Origin of the sequence: Bacillus sp. ISL-55 (assembly GCF_018613155.1) — a bacterium.
Lineage (GTDB): Bacteria > Bacillota > Bacilli > Bacillales > Cytobacillaceae > Mesobacillus.
On sequence record NZ_JAGGQU010000038.1, the window covers coordinates 110,617 to 131,705 of the forward strand.

Consider the following 21,089-nt stretch of genomic DNA (forward strand, 5'->3'; position numbering starts at 1 on the left):
CCCCCAAACTGATACCTTATATTTTATTCTTTTTTTAACGGAGACGATTGCTGCGGCCGCGTGCAATTCCGTCTCTTCAAGCGTAAATTCTTTATCTATAAAACGCCGCATTTTGTTATTTGTTTCAAAAAAATAACAAATCACTCAATAATTGTTTAAAGCCTGAAAACACTATGCTTTTGTATGAAAAAATAGTAACATGAAAAGGTATTTTTTTATTTTGTCAGAAAATATAAATATTCAGATTTTTCCTAAAGGAGTTTTCTTATGAACAAGCACGAACAATGGACTTCAAAGCTCGGGTTCATCCTAGCTGCGGCTGGATCTGCCATTGGGCTCGGGGCAATTTGGAAATTCCCCTATATGGCTGGTACAAATGGAGGCGGCATTTTTCTTATCTTTTTCTTGCTGATGACCATTTTTATAGGAGCACCTATATTGCTGGCTGAATTCATCATTGGCCGCAACACCCAAAAGGACGCTGTAATGTCTTATAAGCATCTGGCTCCGAAAAGCGCGTGGCCTTTGCTTGGATATGGCGGTGTGATTGCCTCATTCCTGATTTTGTCTTTTTACAGTGCTGTTGGCGGCTGGATAATTTCCTACCTTGCGCGAAGTTTCACCGGATCTCTTTCAGGATTGACCCAGGCGGAGTACGGTGCAGCGTTTGAAAGCATCATATCCAATCCTATTGAGGCCGTTGCAGCTCAGCTTATATTCCTGATTCTGACCATTTGGGTCGTACAGGGCGGTATCCAGCAGGGCATTGAAAAAGCGAGCAAATACATGATGCCTGCTCTGTTCATCCTATTTATCATCCTGGTTATCAGGTCTTTGACACTGGATGGAGCGTTGGCCGGGGTCGAATTTTTCCTGAAGCCTGACTGGTCAGCAGTTACAGGTCAAACCATTTTGATGGCGCTGGGGCAGTCATTTTTTGCACTAAGTGTCGGACTGTCAGTAATGGTGACTTATGCTTCTTATTTGTCCAAGGGAGAGAGCCTGGCAAAATCCGCGTTTTCAGTAGTCGGGCTGAATATTCTTATCTCGCTGCTCGCCGGCCTTGTCATTTTCCCTGCTGTATTCGCGCTTGGTTTTGAGCCGGAAGCAGGACCTGGACTTGTTTTCGTTGTACTGCCAGCAGTCTTTAATGAATTGGCATTTGGCGGGTTATTCCTGACGATTTTCTTGATTTTGCTGTTATTTGCGACACTGACATCCGCGTTTTCAATTCTTGAGATCATCGTTGCAGTTCTATCTAAAGGAGACAAAAATAAGCGAAAAAAGTTTTCATGGATTGCAGGTTTGTTTGTTTTTGCCGCTGGAATTCCGAATGCCCTCTCCTTCGGTGTTTTATCAGAGGTGAAGTTCTTCGGTAAAACTTTCTTTGATCTCGCTGACTTCCTGACGAGCAATATCGCCCTGCCTCTTGGCGCCTTTTTCATCGCCATATTTGTTGGCTATGTGCTTCCCCGAAAAATGGTCAGACGTGAAATGGAGGAAGGCACTGGCAGTAATACGTTGTTATTCAACATTTGGTACTTTTCCATCCGCTACATCGTACCCATAGGTATTGGCATTGTGTTTTTACAATCGATCGGTATAATCTAAAGTTAAGAAAACGTTCACATTATTGTCGGTATTTTCAAAAATTTAATGATAAACTTATAGTAAGAGATATTTTATTTTTGGAGGTGATGAGCGATGACTGCAATTGGAAAGAATATCAAAATGTGCCGTGAACGAGTCGGAATTTCCCAGGAGGAGCTCGCTTTAAAAATCAGGGTAGGTACGCGGACAATCCAAAGATACGAAAGCGGCGAGCATACACCTAAATTGCAGACGATTTTAAAAATCTCAACAGCCCTCGATGTCCCTGCGTCAGAGTTAATGGGCGAGATTTATTACACTGCACCGCCAGAACTCGACCAGAGACCAAGCAGCTTATAACCTGAAAAATCATCATATATCTTAGCAGGCAGGCTCTCTGCCTGTTTTATTTTTCATTTAAAATTTTGAAAATTAATGTATACTATTCTGCCAATCTGGCTATCCTATTCCCATAAGGCTTTCTAGTATTCCCCCCCTTTTTTAATGGACACCAGTATTGGTGTCCATATTTTTTTGTGTTTCCGGTCATTTTTTTGTGTGAAGTTGGAATTTGCGGGGAAAATAAGTGGCATACCTTGCCTAATTTGCTAATCATGTCAGGAGTGAAAGCCGATGGAATTCGCCAGGAATAAAACCGTAAGAGGAATCGATCTTTACTATGAGCACTACCAGAACCCGGAGTCGAAGGAAACACTGGTTTTGCTTCATGGATTTCTTTCCTCAACTTTCAGCTTCAGGCATTTGGTCCCCCTGCTAAAAGAGGATTATAACGTCATTTCCGTCGACCTTCCCCCTTTTGGGAAAAGCGGGAAGATTTCCAGCTTTAAATATTCCTATGAAAATCTCGCCGCAACGGTTGTTGAATTGATGAAATCCCTTGGCATCCGCGAATTTAATGTCGTTGGCCATTCGATGGGCGGGCAAATTGCCATGAACATTCTGCTGCATCACCCGGAATATGCGAAAAAGGGAATTCTGCTTTGCAGTTCGGGGTATTTGAAAAAGGCAAAGCTGCCGCTCGTACTTTCCAGCTACATCCCGTATTTCCATCTCTATGTGAAGTTCCACCTGGCGCGCTCAGGAGTAAAGCAGAACTTGCAGAACGTCGTCTATGACCATTCAATGATCAATGATGAAATGCTGTATGGCTATCTCTCCCCATTTTTAGAGGATGATATTTTCAAAGCCTTGACGATGATGATCCGCCACCGAGAGGGTGATCTGTCAGCTGAGGAACTGCGAAAAATAGAAGCACCATGCCTGCTGATCTGGGGTGAACAAGATAAAGTTGTCCCCGTCCGAATCGGGAGAAAGTTGAATAAGGATTTGAAGAATTCCGAGCTGGTCATTTTAAAGGAAACAGGCCACCTTGTTCCCGAGGAACGCCCTGAAGATGTCCATCAGCTGATCAACAGATTCATGGCAGCAGAGGAAACAGCAGAAGCAACAGCAAACGGCAGCCTTTGATGGCTGCCGTTTCTGCTAGTGCGTTATGTGCAGGTTTATAAGGAACATACGTCTTCGTTCTTGATGGCCAGCAAGGTGTTCGCTATTAAGAGACACTCTTGGTATGGCAAAACTTGTTCAAACGAAAATTCAAATACTGACTGAATCCTTTGGGCAATTTTATCGGCTTCGTCATGATCATGGACAGCCTGGAGAATATCAGCAATTTCCGGGTCGAATTCTCCTTCGCCAACTTTGAAAGGGTCCCATTTATTTAAGACATCGATCAATTTATAACTGAGTTCTTTAGATTCCAAATTCAATCACCTGATTATTTTTTAAAAATATCTTATCATATTGTTAGTGAGAGTTAAATTTTTCAGGAAAAGGGCGGTGCGTACATATGGAAAGAATAGATTTTGACAAAGTAGTGGACCGGAACAATTCGCATTCAGTGAAGTGGGATGCGATCGATAAGGTTTTTGGCAAAGACGACGTCCTGCCAATGTGGGTCGCGGATATGGACTTCCACCCTCCACAGGCAGTTACAGATGCGCTGAAGGACCGGATCGAACACGGGATTTTCGGCTATACGTTTGTCCCAATGTCAGTGACTGAAGCCATCCAGGACTGGATGAAAAATCGCCATGACTGCGAGTTCAAGAAATCATCCATCGTTTTTAGCGAAGGGGTCGTCCCTTCGATCAGCACGGCGATTCGGGCATATACGGAAAAAGGCGATAAGGTGCTCGTTCATTCTCCTGTGTACACACCTTTTTTCAACATGGTCAAAAATAATGAGCGAACACTTGTCACGTCCAACCTGATATATGAAAATGGGCGATTCGAGCTCGACTTCACCGACTTTGAAGATAAGCTGAGAGATGGAGCCAAGATGTTCATCCTTTGTAACCCGCATAATCCGGGCGGCCGGGTATGGACGAGAGACGAACTGGAAAAAATCGGCGACCTGTGCGTGAAGCATAACTGTCTGATCGTTTCAGATGAAATCCACTCCGATTTAGTGTTTAAACCTAATGTCCATATTCCAATCGCATCAATCAAGGAAGAATTCAGGGAAATCACAACAACATTCGTTGCGCCAAGCAAAACATTCAACCTTGCCGGGCTGCAGGCATCTGCCGCATTGATTCCCAACAAAGAGTTAAAGGACAAATTCAAGAAAATCCAGGAGCAGCAAGGCTTCTTCACATTGAATGCCTTTGCGGTCGCCGGAATGGAGGCAGCCTATCGCGGCGGCGAGGAGTGGCTTGACCAGCTATTAGCTTATCTGGATGAGAATATGAAAATAGCTACAGACTTTATGGCAGAACACCTGCCTGCACTCAAGCCGATGAAAGCAGATGCCACTTATCTTTTGTGGATCGACTGCCGAGAACTTGGATTGAGTGACGAGGAGATAAAGGATACGCTGCTCAATAAAGGCAAGCTGGGACTGGAACCAGGAACGAAGTACGGTGAAGGCGGAGAGGGCTTTGTGCGGATGAATCTCGCCTGCCCGCGCGAAACCTTGAATGAAGGCCTGGAAAGATTGAGGAAGGCATTCAGTTAGATACTAAAAGCAAAAATGGAGCCGTCCCATTCGGGCAGGCTCCATTTCTTATGCGCTCATTTCCAGAGCTTCGTAATATGGCTCTAAGGAATATCCGATGATCGTGTCCATGAATGAATGCAGCTTTTCCGGAATCAGCATGCGTGCGTAATCCCAGGCATTCATCTCAATCTGGAGAGCAACCTTCTTTTTTAATACATCATTGCCGGTTTCCTCTATCTGCTGGATTAGCTCCGCAAGTTCGCCGTCCTCGGCATGGCCAATTTCATGTGCAAAGACGACCGCAAGATAATCTTCAAATTGATCTAGTGACGAAAAGAGCTGCAGGCATTGCGCCTTGATCTCTTCAATATATAAAGTAATCGTATGAGTTCCAAAATTATATTTCCCGCCCGCAAACCGGTCTCCAGGGAAAAAATCCTCAAGTTCAACCTGGACACTGCTGCCAGATTGGACAAGAATTGTTTCGACAATATTCTCTATCTGTAAGTTCTTCAATTTATACCCCTACTCTTGATTTTAGAATATAAATTGTATTATAACGCTTTTGTAAAATAATGAAAACATGACTTTTACCCCGAATTTCGGCAGGACAAACCTGATTTTCAATAATTATTGAATGGATAGTTCCTCATTTTCCATTTTTATAGCGAAAATTACGTTTTTATAGCGATATTCCTGATTTTATAGCGAAAATCCGGATTTTATAGCGAATTGGAAATTTCGTTCGATTTTTTCCAGTTCACAGCAGCTCTATAAAAAAAGAACAGCCAATAAAATCAGCTGTTCTCCTTTGTATCATTCATTTGTTCCATGATTGCCTGCTCATGTTCCTTTGCTTTCTGCGCTTCCCTTTTGGAAACTTTGATGATGTATCTCATCGTCAGGACCGCCCCAATCAGGAAAACGAGGGAAGTAATCGCAGCCGGGATATATTCTGTCTTGTCTTCTGGAAAATATAAAAACAATGAGATGATAAACCACTTACTCATTCTCATCTTCCTTTCTTAAGCTCTCAAAATATTATATCAAGCTTTAGGGATCTCTCCAACATGATGCTATGTTCTACTTCAATACATTGATTTTTTCGATGACAACATCTTTCTCAGGCTTGTCCTGTGCTCCTGTTGGCGTAGCAGCAATCTTGTCTACGACATCCATCCCCTCGACAACCTGGCCGAAGACGGTATGTCCGCCATCAAGATGCGGTGTCCCGCCACTTTCATACATCTTCAGCACTTCTTCTGGGTAGCCTGCCTGCTTCATCTTTTCTGGCAAACTAGCATCAAGCTCTTTGTTCTGGACGATGAAGAACTGGCTTCCATTCGTGTTCGGACCTGAGTTGGCCATCGACAATGCACCGCGAATGTTGAAAAGTTCCCGTGAAAATTCATCTTCAAACGGTTCGCCGTAAATGCTTTCCCCGCCCATTCCAGTTCCATCAGGATCACCGCCCTGAATCATGAACCCGTCTATAACACGGTGGAACGTGACACCTTCATAGTAGCCTTCTTCGCTGTGTTTGATAAAATTCTCTACTGCCTTTGGAGCCTGCTCTGGGAAAAGTTTGATTTTAACCGAACCCATGGAAGTGACCATTTCTACAAGCCTTTCATTATCCTGGACTTCGGCAGTCGCTTGAGGGTAATCAAGATCTTCATCGGCCTGGCCAGCTTGTCCGCCATCATCCTGCTTTTCTTCACTCTTCTTTTCTTCATTCTGCTTGTCCGCTTCCTGCTTTTCATCAGCCGTACCGCAGCCTGCAAGTAAAACCATCATTGCAAATAAAATCATTAGTATTTTTTTAGTCATTGTATGTATCCCTCCTATAAGACACTTTATAGTATTACAAAATGTTTTGCATCTGTCTTTTTTGCTATAATATAAGAAATTAACACGAACACGAAAGGAGCTTCAACATGGCTGAATTGAACATTGGCGATCAGGTAACCGCCATTTATAAGACCGGCAAATACATAGGCGAAATCACGGAACGCAGGCCACAGCACTATCTTGTCCGAGTATTGGCTGTCGCAAAACACCCAATGCAGGGCGACCTCCATAATCCAAAGGATGCGGCAGTTGGCTTTTTCCATGAAAGAAAAGCACTTTCCTACCGCGAACAGGCAAATATCCCGGAAAAAATGGTCAAGCCATTCGAAGGTGACATTCCTGAATACACCGAGTCATTAAAGGAAGCCATAAATAAGCTTCGTGCCGAACTGCAAGATGACGATTCCGCGTGGGCTCAGCAAAGCCTAAGAAATTTGGAGTCTCTTGAGAAGGATTATTTTAAAAATTAGAGAAAAGAAGCCTAACAACGCCAAAAGCCAGATTGTATTTTTCAATCTGGCTTTTCTATGCGAATTTATTAAGCAGTTTGGAAAAATCGACCATGTCCCCGATTGTTGCAGGTTCTGGCTTTTGAAGATATTGTTTGTCTTTCTCAACGAGCTTGTAAATATGGTATGTCGTCAAAGCATCATCCAGCGCGCGATGATGTTTTCCTGTTCCTTCCCTCCCATATTCCTGAACGGCCTTCCATAGACCCGTCTGATTCTGGTCGCCGAAGAAACGCTTATACTCCATTGATAGATCGATTTGCTTTCCTGGCAGCGGAAAAGCTGCAGAAGCCTGCTGGCAATTTTGCTGCAATACCTTCATATCCATATTGCCCCAGGTAACAATCTGGCAATTCTTGCTTCCACCCATTGATTTAAGCTTATCTACCAAAGCCCTGAATGTGATGCCTGAATTCACCTGCTCTTGAGAGATGTTCAGGAATGAACGGCAGCGTTCTGTCAAAATGGGAAAAGCCAGCGGCCGTACATAGGAAGAAAATTGTTCAACCACCTTGCCGCCTTCGACGAGAACTGCGCCAGCTTCAATGATTTCCGGGTAAAAGCCCCTTCTCCTGCTGTTTCGATCAGGCATCGTAAATTCAAAATCAATAAATAATGTTGTCCTTTCTTTTTCGCTCATGCTTCCCCAACTTTCTGAAAAGCCAGTAGTTGTATGTAACCAGTATATGCTTTTCGGTCGATTATTTTTTCTATTATATCACGTTTCTTGGTAAATTTTTAAATTTTCTGCAATTTTGACACAGCATTTTTTTGAATGGAAGGGGTTTCGGAAAAAGAAGTGAAAAATAGCTTGTTCGTTCCGATAATATGTTGAGTAATAAAAAATCATTTTGACGCAGAAAGGAATTACCGTGAGGATTATAACAGGCTATCTTTTGATTTTACTTTTGATTCCAGCGTTTATCGCAGTTGTCATTTTAACTTATACCGAAGCGGGCAATGCTGTAAGCTTCAGTGATACTCTTGATGAAAAGATCGATCTTTCAGAGACGAAACTTTCTCAAACCAGTTTCATCCTTGCCAGTAACGGCGAGGTCATCACCGAAATTCAGCGACCTATGAACAGGAGCTATGTTGCGGGGCATGAAATCCCTGATTTTATAAAAGAGGTTTTCATTGTTTCTGAGGATCGTAATTTTGAAAAGCATCCCGGCTTTGACCTGCCGGCAATCGGCCGCGCTCTGGCAATCAATATTCACTCAGACGACATTGAACAAGGCGCGAGCACCATTACCCAGCAGCTTGCCAGGAACCAGTATTTGAACCATCACAAATCTTATAACCGCAAGCTGAGTGAAGTTTTATATGCCTACCAGCTTGAGAAGTCTTTTTCAAAGGCAGAAATTCTAGAGCAATATATGAATGCGATTTATTTCCACAATAATGCTTATGGGATCAAGGCCGCGGCGGACCTCTATTTTAAAAAAACGCCTGCAAGGTTGTCTGAGGCAGAACAAGCTTTCCTCGCTGCCATTCCTAATAATCCGTCCTACTATGACCCGATTAAACATTTTGAACGAACAAAGAAACGACAGGAACGGCTGATTGACCAGATGGTTCACCATGGAAAAATCAAAGCTGAAGCTGCTGAAAAGTTTAAAACGGAACCAATTATCCTGAAAGTCGATCCCAGGAAGAATTCATACCCAGATTATTCTTCCTATGCATTGCATGAACTGCGAGAAATGATTTCTGAACAGGAAAATATCGATAATACGGATGACTTAACAGCTAGAATTGAGGAGTTGCTTCGTTCAGGGGTGACCATCCATACAAATCTTGATATTGAAATGCAAAAACGGGCAGTCCAGGCTGTCAGAGATCATCTTCCAGACGCAAAGATCCAGGGAGCATCTACAGTGATCAACCATGAAACTGGCCAGATAGTCGCTATTTCAGGAGGAAAGGGTTATCAGAGCGGAGACTTCAATCGCGCCTACCAGGCTTTTCGCCAGCCTGGCTCATCAATCAAGCCATTGCTTGTCTACGCCCCATACTTTGAAAGGTTTGATGCAAACACGGAATCTCAAATTAACGCAGGCCCCCTTTGCATCAAAGGATATTGTCCCAAGAACTACGGAGGTTCCACTTATGGAATGGTTTCACTTGAAAAGGCGTTCACTAACTCCTACAACACACCTGCAGTGAGAATCTTCCAGCAGGTTGGCGTAGATGAAGCGTTCGGAGACCTTAAAGCATTTGATTTTGGAAAAGTCACAGAACAAGACCATGTGCTGGCAGCAGCAGTCGGCGGGTTCACAACTGGAATGAGCCCGCTAGAAATGACATCAGCTTATACGGTCTTCAGCAATAAAGGGCTTTTCCTGAAGCCAAGAGCAATCTCAAAGGTAACAGGTTTTAACGGAGAAGTACTTTATAAATGGAATGAGGAATCTGTCCAGGTTTGGAATCCTAGCACAGCCGAAAAAGTCCGAAGCCTCATGCAGAAGACCGTAACTTCAGGAACTGCAAGAAAAGTGGCGGGTGCCGGCCCTGAAGCTGGCGGGAAGACCGGAACAACAAATAATTTTAAAGATTTTTGGTTCATCGGCTTCAACGGGCCGCTGACTGCAGGCGTATGGGTCGGCAAAGACCAGCCAGAGAGCATGGAAAAGATCAATCATCAGTCGCCACATCTTTTGATTTGGCGTGATATCGCCAAAAAATAGACCGGGCAGAAATTCCGCCCGGCTCTGGTTAAATCATTATTTTTACCGTCATCACCACTGTGACGGACACTTTTTATTTCTTCTCGTACTATTTTCTCCGTCATCACCATTATGATGGACACTTTTTCCTTCTTCTCGTTCTATTTTGTCCGTCATCACCATTATGACGGACACTTTTTCCTTCTTCTCTCCCATTTCTGTCCGTCATCATTCACACTTAAATCGGCAAGCTGGCGAGTATGCTGTTATATACTTTTACCGCAAGATAAATGATGCCAAGGACAAGTGTACTCCAGAGAATGACCTGGAAGAACACGATTCCGATCAAACCAGCCATTGTGAGCTTGGGGCTGATTTTATAGACAAAATAAATGAAATAGACCATTGTTGCAACAGCGAAAATAGCCATTATTCCGATAAAACTGTAGAAGCTGAGCAAGGATACTATGCTTCCCACAAAATAAATCGTTGCGCCATGGCGAATCAGATACAGGCTTTCCCCTTCATGATCCTTCGAGAAAAACAAGAGGCTGACCTCATTTATGGTATCTGCAATCAGCTTCATAGCTGCAAACACCATAAAATACACCACCATCAGTAAAGCCAGCAGTGATAATTTAATCCCGGTATCAGTAAAAAACTCAAGCATTCCATCGTAAATCCCAGCATTTTTCAGGATGGAGATCAACTCCATTTCCGTGCGCAGAGATAAGGCTAAACTGAACAAAATAATGGAAAGCAGCGGAAAGTAGCTTGTTAAGTAAGGGTTTTTCATATGACACTTCACTCAATTCTTTCATTTCATACTAAGTATTATGAAAGAAATCATAAAGGCCGGCAACAATAAAAAATGCAAGCGCCTTGTCAGATCCGGGAAGTAGTGGTGGTGGGCGGACCCTACTCGAGCGGCAAGGGACTGAAGCTGGAATAGCAAAGAAAAAAAGCTCCTTTGCAGGAACTTTAATTTTTTTGAAACCTTTTTAGCACCTCGTCCGTATGAAGAGGTTGGCGTTATTGTGGCACAATCCGGACATATTCTCTTGAACCGAATGGTACATATGTGGCAGTTTCAACCTCGTCCAACTCTGATTGCTGGACTTTCAGCAGTCCAGGTCCTTGCTTTGACAACCCTTTGTCATCCCTGTTATCAAGAAACATGAACCCCGAAAATAAACTAAGGAATATCCCAATGCATACTGTCAGCTTTCGGGCCATGGCTTATCCCCCCTATTCCCTGTTAGTATGCAAAAAGAAAGACATTTTTATTCATGGATGTATAAAAAGCGTAAGCGCCCCGTTCAGCCCCGGCAAGCGAGGAAGTCTGCCCAATAAGGTCGTTCTTTGAGCGGACTAAAGCAACTCGAGGGGCTAGGCGCTGGAGCTGAATTGACAAAACCTTGATTCATCAAGGTCGATGACATGCATCTGCAACTTTTTTGCGATATAATTTTCACATCAGTGAGTTTGGGGCATGAACTTGATTAAATTGGCAAAAAATATAATGTTAAGCCATGTATTTGGAATTAAATAAGGAGGTATTATCACTTGTCTTTACTTCATCTTGCAGTTTTGTCACCGCTTATACTCGCGATCTTAATTCCATTCCTACATAAGTATTTCAAGAGTATCCATACAGGCTGGTTCCTGTTGCCGCTTCCGGCCGTGCTGTTTGCGTATTTTCTGCAGTTCATCAGCACAACAGGCCATGGCGGTACGGTTATGGAGACCGTACCATGGATTTCCTCGCTAGGAATTGATTTCACGTTAAAAGTTGACGGCCTTGGGCTGCTGTTCGCCCTGCTGATCACCGGAATCGGCGCATTGGTTGTGCTGTATTCGATTTATTATTTAAATCCGGACAAGGAAAAACTGAATACTTTCTATGTCTACCTGCTGTTGTTCATGGGTGCGATGCTCGGAGTCGTTTTATCCGACAACCTGATTGTTCTTTATACATTCTGGGAGTTGACCAGCTTTTCTTCCTTCTTGCTGATCGGGTATTGGAACCATCGCGAGCGTTCCCGATATGGTGCCCAAAAGTCAATGCTGATCACGGTTTTCGGGGGATTATCCATGCTCGGAGGGATCCTGATGCTCTATATCATCACAGGGACCTTCAGCATTACTGAAACAATCCAAATGTCCAATGAAGTCGTCAACCATCCTTTATTCACGGCGACACTGATTCTGTTCTTGCTGGGGGCTTTTACAAAATCTGCCCAGTTCCCATTCCACATCTGGCTTCCTGACGCGATGGAAGCACCTACGCCGGTCAGTGCGTACCTGCACTCGGCGACGATGGTCAAAGCCGGTATCTATCTTGTTGCCCGTATGACACCAGTGTTTGCACATTCAGGCACTTGGGTCTGGCTCGTGGCCGGAGTTGGAGTACTCACGCTATTCTGGGGTTCATTCTCCGCTGTAAAACAAACCGATTTGAAAGCAATCCTCGCTTTCTCGACTGTCAGCCAGCTTGGGATGATCATGTCACTTCTTGGGGCAGGTGCTGCAGCACTTCATTACGGCACGATTGAAAACGGATATTATATTGTCGCCGTCACTGCCGCAGTCTTCCACTTAATCAACCATGCCACATTCAAAGGAAGTTTGTTCATGGTGACGGGGATCATTGACCATGAAACGGGGACAAGGGATATTCGCAAGCTTGGCGGTTTGATGAACTTCATGCCAATCACGTTTACGCTAGCGACCATCGGAACATTCTCAATGGCAGGAATTCCCCCGTTCAACGGATTCCTGAGTAAGGAAATGTTCTTTACTGGCATGCTTCGTGTAGCGGAAATGGATATTTTCAATATGGATACATGGGGCATCCTGTTCCCGATCATTGCCTGGACAGCCAGTGTTTTCACATTCCTGTACAGCATGATGTATGTATTCAAGACATTTATGGGCAAGTACCAGCCTGAGAAATTGGAAAAGAAACCACATGAGGCACCAATAGGAATGCTGATTTCACCAGTTATCCTTGCATCACTTGTCATCATTTTCGGTATATTCCCGAATGTACTGTCACATAACATCATTTCACCTGCCATGGGGGCGATCCTTCCATCACTGCTCGAAAACGGTGAAGGATTCGATGTCCATATCTCTCATTGGCACGGGCCAACCGCTGAATTGTTCATGACAATCGGTGTTATTACATCGGGATTACTGCTCTACAAGTTCATGCCTAAATGGGCAGGGATTTATAACAAGCTTCCTTCACGCATGTCATTCAACCGTTTCTATGACCGCGGACTGGAACTCCTAGAGCTAACGTCTAAAAATATTACAAAGTCTTACATGACCGGTTTCATCCGGAGTTATCTCGTTTATATCTTTTCATTCTTTATTTTGGCTCTTGCTTCGACACTCTTTTTCAAGAATGCATTCAAACTTGATTTGAGCGATGTTGCACCTATCCGCTTTTTTGAAGTTGTGCTCGTGTTGATCATGGCCGTATCTGCGATTACTATCTTGTTTGCCAAATCAAGGCTGACTTCCATCATCCTGCTTGGCGCTGTTGGCTATACAGTAGCATTGTTTTTCGTCCTTTTCAGGGCACCTGACCTGGCGCTGACACAGCTGGTTATTGAAACCGTATCTGTTGCCCTGTGCCTGCTTGCGTTTTACCACTTGCCGCAGATTAGGAGAAATGAGGAGAGAATCCGCTTCAAGGCTACAAACGCGCTGATTTCTATTGGAGTAGGGGCAATAGTGACAATGATCGCCTTATCTGCCCATAGCAACAAAACGTTCGGCTCCATATCGGAGTATTATGTTGAAAATACTTATAAAAAAGCTGGCGGCGAAAATATGGTCAACGTTATCCTCGTTGATTTCCGCGGCTTTGATACAATGTTTGAAATTGCCGTTCTTGGCATTGCTGCCCTTGGTATTTTTGCGATGATCAAGCTTCGGCTGACAAGGGGGACAGAATTGGATGAAAACAAATGATGTTATCCTCCAGACAGTTACAAAGTTCGTCCTGTTCGTCATCATCCTGTTTTCGATTCATCTGTTTTTTGCAGGCCACTACTATCCGGGCGGTGGATTCATCGGCGGATTGATGACCTCTGGAGCGATTGTATTGCTTTTACTAGCATTCGATATTAAGACAGTTAAAATGATTTTGCCGTTTGATTATATTAAAGTTGTCGCTGTCGGGCTGCTCATTGCGATTGGAACAGGAGCCGGTGCTTTATTTTTCAATATGCCGTTCTTGACCCATGCCTATACTTATGCTTATTTGCCGCTCCTTGGCAAGACATCTTTGCATACAGCGGTATTGTTTGATACAGGGGTCTTCCTTGTCGTCATTGGTGTGACAATGACCATTATTCAAACGATTGGAGAGAGCGAATAATGGAAATCTTAATGGCTTTTCTAATTGGAATTTTATTTATGACAGCCACTTATCTCATGCTTTCAAAAAGCTTGCTCAGGATCATTATTGGGACAGGGCTGTTAAGTCACGGTGCCCACCTTCTCCTGCTGACAATGGGAGGCTTAAAAAGAGGTGCGGCCCCGCTCCTGGGAGAACATGCTCCATCCTATGCCGATCCGCTGCCACAGGCACTGATCCTGACAGCGATTGTCATCAGCTTTGGTGTTACGGCATTCTTCCTGGTTGTGGCCTACCGCGCCTACCAGGAGCTTGGAACCGATAATATGGATCGCTTGAGAGGAAAGGAAGGACATGAATAATCTAATCATATTACCCATCTTGATTCCTCTGATTACAGGGGTTGTACTTATTTTTTTCACTAAAAACATCATGGCCCAGCGATGGATTTCGGCGATAAGCGCACTGCTCACGATTATTGCTTCCTTCATGCTGGCAAACCAGGTTTATCGGAATGGCATCCAGACGATGGATCTCAGTAACTGGGAAGCACCATACGGCATCACGCTTGTATCGGATATGCTTTCCGCCCTTCTTGTATTGACGACAAGTATCATCGCTTTTGCCGCGTTGTTTTACTCCTTCAAATCCATAGGAGAAGCTCGCGAAAGATTCTTTTATTACCCAGTCGTCAACTTCTTGATTGTCGGGGTTAACGGAGCCTTTACGACGGGCGATATTTTCAACTTGTTTGTATTTTTTGAAGTGATGCTGATGTCATCATATGTATTGATTGTGTTGGGCGGGACGAAAATCCAGCTCCGTGAATCGATTAAATACATACTCGTGAACGTTATTTCATCCGCCTTATTCGTTATCGCTGTCGCCTATTTGTATTCAGTGGTGGGGACGCTGAATATGGCGCATATCTCAGTGAGACTCAGCGAAATCGGGAGTGCCGGGATCATTACGGTGATTGCTGTATTGTTCTTGATTGTATTCGGATTGAAAGGCGCAATTTTCCCGCTTTATTTCTGGCTGCCAGGATCGTATTACGCACCGCCAGCACCAGTAATGGCACTGTTTGGAGCACTGCTGACCAAGGTTGGCGTATACTCAATCACCAGGACATACACATTGTTCTTTTACCATGATGTCGGCTATACGCATCAATTGCTGCAAATCCTCGCTATCATGACGATCATAGCAGGGGTTATCGGGGCACTGGCTTATTCCGATATCAAAAAAATCATTATCTATAACATCATCGTTGCAGTCGGTGTCATTTTATTCGGGGTATCTGTCCTGACACCTGAATCTCTCACTGGATCGATCTTTTACCTGATCCATGACATGAACATCAAGGCGACGCTGTTCCTGTTGATTGGGATTATCATCATGATTACCGGAACGAGCGACCTTAAGAAAATCAGCGGTCTGATCAACGGATATCCTGCACTCGGGTGGACGTTCTTCATTGCTACAGCCGCACTTGCCGGCATTCCGCCGCTCAGCGGTTTCGCAGGCAAATTGATGGTTGTGCGCTCTGGATTTGAAACTGAAAACTATATTGGTGCTTTTGTTGTACTGATGTCGAGCTTGCTTGTCCTGTTTTCAGTCATGAGGATTTTCATCAAAGGCTTCTGGGGAACGCCACGGGCCTATAAGAATGAGGAAAGAGCACCTGTAAAATGGCTGCTCATTGCACCTGCGATTCTGACTGTATTCGCTGTGCTATACGGCTTCGGAACTGAGGCTATTTATCCGGTTATTTCAACAGCCGCCGAAACGCTTGCCAATCCGGAAATCTACATCAATGCTGTTTTGAAGGAGTGATGAGCTATGGCTTTTCAAATCTTGCTGAATTTTATACTGGCCTTTGTCTGGATGTTCCTTAAGACATCCTACTCCCCGGCCTCTTTTTTTGTCGGGTATTTCTTCGGCCTGCTCATCATTTATATTTTCAGGCGTTTCTTCACTTCCCGCTTCTATTTGCTGAGGGTAGTGGCCGTGCTGAACTTGATTTATATTTTTTCTCTGGAACTGATTCTGTCGAATATAGCAGTTTTAAAGGCAGTACTAAGGCCAAAGCTTAATATCAAGCCGGGCATCTTCGCATTCCCTACAGAATTGACAGAAGACTGGGAGATTACGATGCTCGCAAACCTGATTACTTTGACTCCCGGTACCCTTGTCGTTGACGTTTCACCGGACAACAAGATACTTTATGTGCATGCGATGGACATCACTGATGCGGATGAAGCAATCCAGAGTATCAAAAATACGTTCGAAAAAGCGATTATGGAGGTGAGCCGATAATGTTTGAAGCGGTTTTATGGATATCAGTTACCTTCATATCACTTGCGATGATCGGCCTGATTTACAGGGTAATCAAGGGGCCTACCGTAGCAGATCGGGTAGTTGCCCTTGACGCTATCGGCATCAGCCTTGTTTCTGTGATTGCTTTAGTATCAATTGTTCTGGAAACTAGTGCTTTTCTTGATATCATCTTATTGATCGGTATCCTGACATTCATCGGAACAGTTGCCTTTTCAAAATTCCTTGAGAAGGGAGTAATTATGGAATATGACAGAAATGGAAATCGTTAAATTTTTTGCAGGATTGTTCATTTTGCTCGGAGCATTTCTTAGCCTTGTAACTGCCTTTGGACTGATCAGGCTTCCAGATGTTTATACAAGGAACCATGCAGCATCGAAAAGTGCAACAATGGGGGTCATGCTTGTCTTGCTTGGCACCTTCCTATATTTTTGGTTGATTGAACATCATTTCAATTCCCGTTTATTGCTGGGAGTTCTGTTCATCTTCCTCACTTCTCCGGTTGCAGCACATTTGATTGCGAGAGCAGCCTATAACAGCGGTGTTAAGCTTTCGGACCGTACTGTCCAGGATGACCTCGCAAAAACACGGAAAAAGATGAAAGCTGAAGGACATCTGAAATAAAAATGTGATGAACAGCCGTCAGGTTATAATTAACCTGATGGCTTTTTTTGTCCATGAAAAATTCAATTTTTATCCATACCAACCCCGGGAGCTGTCGAGTATAGTTAAGGTAAACAGAATCGTGATTCCTGTTTTGCGGAATGGAGGTCATGGATATGGACGATGCAAGAATCTCAATCATCGGCGGCGGAATCAGCGGATTATGCACAGCAATTGCCCTGCAGAAAAAAGGAATTCCTGCGAATGTCTATGAAAAAGAAAAAAGTATACATGAACAAGATACTGGAATCATCTTAAGTGGTAATGCCATAAGAGCATTTTACATTATGGGGTTAGGACCACAATTGCGCGCAAATGGATTGGATTCTGATGGCTGTCTGCTTAAATCCGATTCTGGAAAAATCATTGCTGAATTCGACTACCATTCGCCATCTCACATCCCGAATTACCTGTTCATCCACCGTTCTAAACTTCAAAGAATTTTGACAGATGCGCTCCTCCCTGGTTCTCTCCATTTAGATAAGCATATGATCGATTTCAAACACGACAATACAATATCATTATTTTTCAAAGACGGTACCAGAATAGAATCAGATTATCTTATAAGCTGCGACGGTGCCGCTTCACCAATTCGCACAAAGTTGTTTCCTAATAGCAGACTGACATATTTAGGGTTCTCCTGCTGGAGAGGCCTGATCGAAGACCCGCCTATTAAAGTCCCTTCATACACCGAAACCTGGGGACCAAGGGGGCGATTCGGGATTGCACCGTTAACAGATAATCAGGTATTTTGGTATGCCATGAAGAAATCTCCTACAGTAAACAGCGACTTGAGCGAGTGGTCCTCTATCGATTTACTGTTCAACTTTTTCTATTACCATGAACCAATCCAGGACTTACTTGAAAACACCTCACCACACCATATCATTTACGACAACCTTTATGAGTTGAGACCTTTAACACCGCTCCAATCCGGGAATATCCTGCTACTCGGTGATTCAGCACACGCCTCCATGCCCAATATAGGCCAGGGAGCATCACAGGCTGCTGAAGATGCCGTTTACCTGGCTAAATGGATCAGCAGCGAAGAAACAATTGATAAGGTATTTTCCAAGTATGAAACACACAGACAGGAACGTATGAAGGTAGTGAAAGATGAAATGAAAATATACGGGTTGGCAGCACGGATTGATTTCCCTGTGCTTTGCTCAATCCGCAACAAACTTCTTCAGATGACACCCTCTTCATACCATAATGAGAAACTGAGGAAGGTAGTAGAGATTGAAGAAGATATGGATGCGTTGTGACGGGGATGACTTTTAACACCTTTTCTTGATTTTCTGTGAAAGCTGTCTGAACTTGTGCTGACTTCGGACAGCTTTTCCTTGTTTCCTGTGAAAGCTGTCTGAACTTGAGCTGATTTCGGACAGCTTTTCCTTGTTTCCTGTGAAAGCTGTCTGAACTTGAGCTGATTTCGGACAGCTTTTCCTTGTTTCCTGTGAAAGCTGTCTGAACTTGTGCTGATTTCGGACAGCTTTTCCTTGTTTCCTGTGAAAGCTGTCTGAACTTGAGGCTACTTCGGACAGCTTTTCACTTTCCCACCTCAAACCTGTCAAAATAACGCGTCTTTCTTGACAGCTTTTCGCCTTCTCACCCGAAAGCTGTCAAAATAACGCCTCTTTCTTGACAGCTTTTCGCCTTCTCACCCCAAACCTGTCAAAATAACGCCTCTTTCTTGACAGCTTTTCGCCTTCTCACCCCAAACCTGTCACAATAACGTCTCTTTCTTGACAGCTTTTCGCCTTCTCACTCCAAACTTGTCACAATCACAAGGCGTCTTCACCGTCCAAGCCCATCCAAAAGAAAAAACCAGCTCAAAGGCTGGTTCATTTTCTGCGTTTGATGACGGCTATCGTACATCTTGAGACACATACAAGTTTATCTTCTTCATCGGTGATTTTTATATCCCAAACCATGGTTGTTCTTCCCTGGTGGAGGACAGTGCCGACTGCGGTGACCAGCCCGTCCTTTTTTGCCCGTATATGGTTGGCGTTGATTTCAAGGCCGACCACCACTTCGTTTTCCTTGTCGACCAGTTCGAATGCTCCAACGCTGGCGACCGTTTCTGCCAGGGCTACAGATGCCCCTCCATGCAGCAAGCCAAATGGCTGTCTTGTACGGTCATCGACAGGCATTGTAGCCACAACCTTTCCTTTTTCCAGTTCTGCTATTTCTATTCCCAGTGAGCCAAGCAATGTGTTGTTAAGTTCCAATCTTATTACCTCCTTATATTTGGCAAACAAATTATCGTGAAATCAAGGAAAACTATTATTGTCCTTATCAAAAGGACGCATCAATCAAATGAGGTGATCCATATGAACCGAATTCGCGAAGGCATGATTCCTGCGGTGTTAGGAACTGCTGTTACAGCAGCTGGTTACGCTATGAAACAAAATCGCAAAATTGATAAAATGGTTTCAAACACATTATTCGGTTTCGGATTGGCCCATATTGTCCTTGGGGCCATCGATTTGGTCGAACACCGGAATGAATTTTAGCCAGACAGTCTAACCCTAGCATTTCGCAGTAATAGAGTGTTTCTAAAAGGAAGGGCTATTTTTGCTGCCCTTCCTGAAGAATTACTTCTTCAGAAACAGCCGCAGCCCTTATTTTTCTCCGGCGGTACACGACTATGATGCTGATCATCACGAATGCGAGTAAAACCAGCCAAAATTCTTTATTGTACTTCATGACTATGTCCATCTTATCTCCAAATAGATAGCCTAGCACAAAAACGATCGAGACCCATACGAACGCACCACTATAAGCAAAAAGAGCAAAGGTTTTAAACGGGAGTCTGCTGAAACCGTATAGCAATGGCACCAAGTATCGGACTCCAGGAGCAAAACAGCTCAATGACAATGAAAATGCATGGTATTTCTCCATCAGTTTCATGGCAGATTCAATTGAGTTCGCAAAACGCTTCTTTTTCTCTAACATCCGAAGCAGCCTTGTCCCTATTACCCTCCCCAGCAGGTAGCTGGAGCTAAAAGCCGCAGAGATGCCCATGTATGTAACCAAAAAGGCAAGAATAGGGTTTAAAGCTCCTTTGGACGAAGCGAGACCTACAGTCATCAGAATAACCTCATTCGGTACAGGAATGACGAAAACCCCGAACCATAACCATAAAAATAAACCCAAATAGCCATTATCTTCAATTATATTAATGACCAGCTCCAGATCCATGAGTTTCCCCCTTTCATCCCATCTTGGTCCGATTCTATTTCACAATAGAAGTTAATATGTATAACAATTCTCCCTTATACCTTATTTCACCTCTTTTTTTCCTTTGGATGAGCTTTCAGCTTATCCCACCTTCATACTTAATGGTTTATGTTCATACATTGAAAAAGGTCTAAAACTTACCCGTTAGGAAGGGGTAGCTACTTATGCATTGTTTATTTTTTCATAATAATAGGCTGGGGGATTGGATCGAAACTCACCCAGATCGTCCGTATCCAGAAGTGAACGCAACTCTATTTAGAACTTCAGCTGAAAAAGCAATTTCCCTGATGGAAGACGCTAACCTTGTGATGTCCAAAATAACTTCCTCGGATTCTTTTTCCAGCGAATTAATGACTGCCGCCCAACAATCCGACCAAAAGAAAGTTGAAAGAATGATCCAATCAACAGGCATTAAGAAAAAGCCAAAAATCACGTATAACCCAGATGGAATCACCATGAATTTCGTGGATTATGCAGGGGAAAAAGAATGCTGCCATATCATCACACAGCTGAGATGGGTGTAAGAAAAGCCGCTGTTCACTGAACAGCGGCAATGTGATTGATTTCTAAATTTAGTAATAAAACGGATAGCCATATCCGTATCCATAGCCGTAAGGCGGGAAACCTCCGTAACCATAGCCATATGGACGTGGATATAATAGTGCGCTGCCTAAAAGGCCTCCGAGTACTCCTCCAACAAACGGACCTCCAAAGCCAAAACCAAATCGGCGTCTGCCACCATAGAATGGTCTTCTATACATCAAGCTACCTCCCTCATATATTTGCCTATATTACTACATATGCAAACAGGGAGAGTGTTGAATGGGCGT

Annotated in this window: 26 protein-coding genes; 16 read left to right on the forward strand and 10 right to left on the reverse strand. The window is 43.8% G+C overall.

Annotation, left to right across the window (positions count from 1 at the left end; genetic code table 11):
- Positions 1 to 267: 267 nt before the first annotated feature.
- The 3 genes from J7E32_RS18085 (at position 268) to J7E32_RS18095 (ending at position 3,078) form a co-directional block, all read left to right on the forward strand.
- On the forward strand, positions 268 to 1,611 hold the full coding sequence (locus J7E32_RS18085; protein ID WP_214910226.1) for a sodium-dependent transporter: 1,344 nt from the start codon (positions 268 to 270) through the stop codon (positions 1,609 to 1,611).
- A gap of 93 nt (positions 1,612 to 1,704) precedes the next feature.
- On the forward strand, positions 1,705 to 1,950 hold the full coding sequence (locus J7E32_RS18090) for a helix-turn-helix domain-containing protein (RefSeq protein WP_214910228.1): 246 nt from the start codon (positions 1,705 to 1,707) through the stop codon (positions 1,948 to 1,950).
- Positions 1,951 to 2,223: 273 nt separating this feature from the next.
- Positions 2,224 to 3,078 (forward strand): alpha/beta fold hydrolase, encoded by an 855-nt coding sequence (locus J7E32_RS18095; RefSeq protein WP_214910230.1) that lies wholly within the window; start codon positions 2,224 to 2,226, stop codon positions 3,076 to 3,078.
- A 35-nt stretch (positions 3,079 to 3,113) separates the two neighbouring features.
- Here J7E32_RS18095 and J7E32_RS18100 read toward each other — a convergent pair whose 3' ends face one another.
- Positions 3,114 to 3,374 carry a DUF1871 family protein gene (locus tag J7E32_RS18100; RefSeq protein WP_214910232.1) on the reverse strand — a complete coding sequence of 87 codons (261 nt, stop codon included), beginning with the start codon at positions 3,372 to 3,374 and terminating at the stop codon, positions 3,114 to 3,116.
- Between the two features lie 86 nt (positions 3,375 to 3,460).
- On the opposite strand from J7E32_RS18100, the gene J7E32_RS18105 reads away from it, so the two are divergent.
- On the forward strand, positions 3,461 to 4,630 hold the full coding sequence (locus tag J7E32_RS18105; protein ID WP_286183427.1) for a MalY/PatB family protein: 1,170 nt from the start codon (positions 3,461 to 3,463) through the stop codon (positions 4,628 to 4,630).
- A gap of 48 nt (positions 4,631 to 4,678) precedes the next feature.
- Here J7E32_RS18105 and J7E32_RS18110 read toward each other — a convergent pair whose 3' ends face one another.
- The 3 genes from J7E32_RS18110 to J7E32_RS18120 form a co-directional block, all read right to left on the reverse strand.
- Positions 4,679 to 5,128 carry a hypothetical protein gene (locus tag J7E32_RS18110; RefSeq protein ID WP_214910234.1) on the reverse strand — a complete coding sequence of 150 codons (450 nt, stop codon included), beginning with the start codon at positions 5,126 to 5,128 and terminating at the stop codon, positions 4,679 to 4,681.
- 281 nt (positions 5,129 to 5,409) lie between these two features.
- A complete protein-coding gene (locus tag J7E32_RS18115; RefSeq protein ID WP_214910236.1) occupies positions 5,410 to 5,622 on the reverse strand; it encodes a hypothetical protein in 213 nt (70 codons plus the stop codon).
- Between the two features lie 73 nt (positions 5,623 to 5,695).
- A complete protein-coding gene (locus J7E32_RS18120) occupies positions 5,696 to 6,442 on the reverse strand; it encodes a peptidylprolyl isomerase (RefSeq protein ID WP_214910244.1) in 747 nt (248 codons plus the stop codon).
- Between the two features lie 107 nt (positions 6,443 to 6,549).
- Here J7E32_RS18120 and kapB point away from each other — a divergent pair, with 107 nt between their 5' ends.
- Complete coding sequence (gene kapB / locus J7E32_RS18125) at positions 6,550 to 6,933, forward strand: kinase-associated lipoprotein KapB (protein WP_214910252.1); 384 nt, start codon at positions 6,550 to 6,552, stop codon at positions 6,931 to 6,933.
- Between the two features lie 55 nt (positions 6,934 to 6,988).
- Here kapB and kapD read toward each other — a convergent pair whose 3' ends face one another.
- Entirely contained in the window at positions 6,989 to 7,612 is a 624-nt protein-coding gene (gene kapD / locus J7E32_RS18130) for a 3'-5' exonuclease KapD (protein ID WP_214910260.1), read from the reverse strand.
- 211 nt (positions 7,613 to 7,823) lie between these two features.
- Here kapD and J7E32_RS18135 point away from each other — a divergent pair, with 211 nt between their 5' ends.
- Entirely contained in the window at positions 7,824 to 9,662 is a 1,839-nt protein-coding gene (locus J7E32_RS18135) for a transglycosylase domain-containing protein (protein WP_286183430.1), read from the forward strand.
- Between the two features lie 217 nt (positions 9,663 to 9,879).
- Here the strand turns inward: J7E32_RS18135 and J7E32_RS18140 are convergent, their stop codons facing one another.
- Complete coding sequence (locus J7E32_RS18140; RefSeq protein WP_214910269.1) at positions 9,880 to 10,437, reverse strand: YufK family protein; 558 nt, start codon at positions 10,435 to 10,437, stop codon at positions 9,880 to 9,882.
- A 236-nt stretch (positions 10,438 to 10,673) separates the two neighbouring features.
- Complete coding sequence (locus tag J7E32_RS18145; protein WP_214910271.1) at positions 10,674 to 10,877, reverse strand: hypothetical protein; 204 nt, start codon at positions 10,875 to 10,877, stop codon at positions 10,674 to 10,676.
- Between the two features lie 330 nt (positions 10,878 to 11,207).
- Between J7E32_RS18145 and J7E32_RS18150 the strand changes: the two genes are divergently transcribed.
- From J7E32_RS18150 to J7E32_RS18185, 8 genes are all read left to right on the forward strand, one after another.
- On the forward strand, positions 11,208 to 13,625 hold the full coding sequence (locus tag J7E32_RS18150) for a Na+/H+ antiporter subunit A (RefSeq protein WP_214910280.1): 2,418 nt from the start codon (positions 11,208 to 11,210) through the stop codon (positions 13,623 to 13,625).
- Positions 13,612 to 14,034: a Na(+)/H(+) antiporter subunit B gene (locus J7E32_RS18155; protein WP_023626644.1), complete on the forward strand. Its 423-nt coding sequence runs from the start codon at positions 13,612 to 13,614 to the stop codon at positions 14,032 to 14,034. Before J7E32_RS18150 ends, J7E32_RS18155 begins: the two co-directional genes overlap by 14 nt.
- Positions 14,034 to 14,375, forward strand: a complete 342-nt coding sequence (locus tag J7E32_RS18160; protein WP_102264175.1) for a Na(+)/H(+) antiporter subunit C — start codon at positions 14,034 to 14,036, stop codon at positions 14,373 to 14,375. Before J7E32_RS18155 ends, J7E32_RS18160 begins: the two co-directional genes overlap by 1 nt.
- On the forward strand, positions 14,368 to 15,849 hold the full coding sequence (locus J7E32_RS18165; RefSeq protein WP_214910288.1) for a Na+/H+ antiporter subunit D: 1,482 nt from the start codon (positions 14,368 to 14,370) through the stop codon (positions 15,847 to 15,849). Before J7E32_RS18160 ends, J7E32_RS18165 begins: the two co-directional genes overlap by 8 nt.
- Positions 15,850 to 15,855: 6 nt before the next feature.
- Positions 15,856 to 16,332, forward strand: coding sequence for a Na+/H+ antiporter subunit E (locus tag J7E32_RS18170; RefSeq protein WP_214910290.1), 477 nt, complete (start codon positions 15,856 to 15,858; stop codon positions 16,330 to 16,332).
- A gap of 47 nt (positions 16,333 to 16,379) precedes the next feature.
- Positions 16,380 to 16,622: a Na(+)/H(+) antiporter subunit F1 gene (locus J7E32_RS18175; protein WP_475428213.1), complete on the forward strand. Its 243-nt coding sequence runs from the start codon at positions 16,380 to 16,382 to the stop codon at positions 16,620 to 16,622.
- A complete protein-coding gene (gene mnhG, locus J7E32_RS18180; RefSeq protein WP_214910301.1) occupies positions 16,600 to 16,974 on the forward strand; it encodes a monovalent cation/H(+) antiporter subunit G in 375 nt (124 codons plus the stop codon). The genes J7E32_RS18175 and mnhG overlap by 23 nt, the downstream gene beginning before the upstream one ends.
- A gap of 155 nt (positions 16,975 to 17,129) precedes the next feature.
- A complete protein-coding gene (locus tag J7E32_RS18185) occupies positions 17,130 to 18,281 on the forward strand; it encodes an FAD-dependent monooxygenase (RefSeq protein ID WP_214910309.1) in 1,152 nt (383 codons plus the stop codon).
- Positions 18,282 to 18,860: 579 nt separating this feature from the next.
- On the opposite strand, the gene J7E32_RS18190 is transcribed toward J7E32_RS18185, so the two are convergent.
- Positions 18,861 to 19,247, reverse strand: coding sequence for a hotdog fold thioesterase (locus J7E32_RS18190; protein ID WP_214910311.1), 387 nt, complete (start codon positions 19,245 to 19,247; stop codon positions 18,861 to 18,863).
- Positions 19,248 to 19,349: 102 nt separating this feature from the next.
- On the opposite strand from J7E32_RS18190, the gene J7E32_RS18195 reads away from it, so the two are divergent.
- On the forward strand, positions 19,350 to 19,532 hold the full coding sequence (locus tag J7E32_RS18195; RefSeq protein ID WP_041966157.1) for a hypothetical protein: 183 nt from the start codon (positions 19,350 to 19,352) through the stop codon (positions 19,530 to 19,532).
- Between the two features lie 55 nt (positions 19,533 to 19,587).
- Here J7E32_RS18195 and J7E32_RS18200 read toward each other — a convergent pair whose 3' ends face one another.
- Entirely contained in the window at positions 19,588 to 20,220 is a 633-nt protein-coding gene (locus tag J7E32_RS18200; RefSeq protein ID WP_214910313.1) for a DedA family protein, read from the reverse strand.
- 203 nt (positions 20,221 to 20,423) lie between these two features.
- On the opposite strand from J7E32_RS18200, the gene J7E32_RS18205 reads away from it, so the two are divergent.
- Positions 20,424 to 20,783 (forward strand): YuzC family spore coat inner layer protein, encoded by a 360-nt coding sequence (locus J7E32_RS18205; protein WP_214910315.1) that lies wholly within the window; start codon positions 20,424 to 20,426, stop codon positions 20,781 to 20,783.
- A gap of 48 nt (positions 20,784 to 20,831) precedes the next feature.
- Here J7E32_RS18205 and J7E32_RS18210 read toward each other — a convergent pair whose 3' ends face one another.
- The gene (locus J7E32_RS18210; RefSeq protein WP_214910436.1) at positions 20,832 to 21,020 is read right to left on the reverse strand and encodes a hypothetical protein; all 189 of its coding nucleotides are present in this window, start codon (positions 21,018 to 21,020) and stop codon (positions 20,832 to 20,834) included.
- Between the last annotated feature and the right edge of the window lie 69 nt (positions 21,021 to 21,089).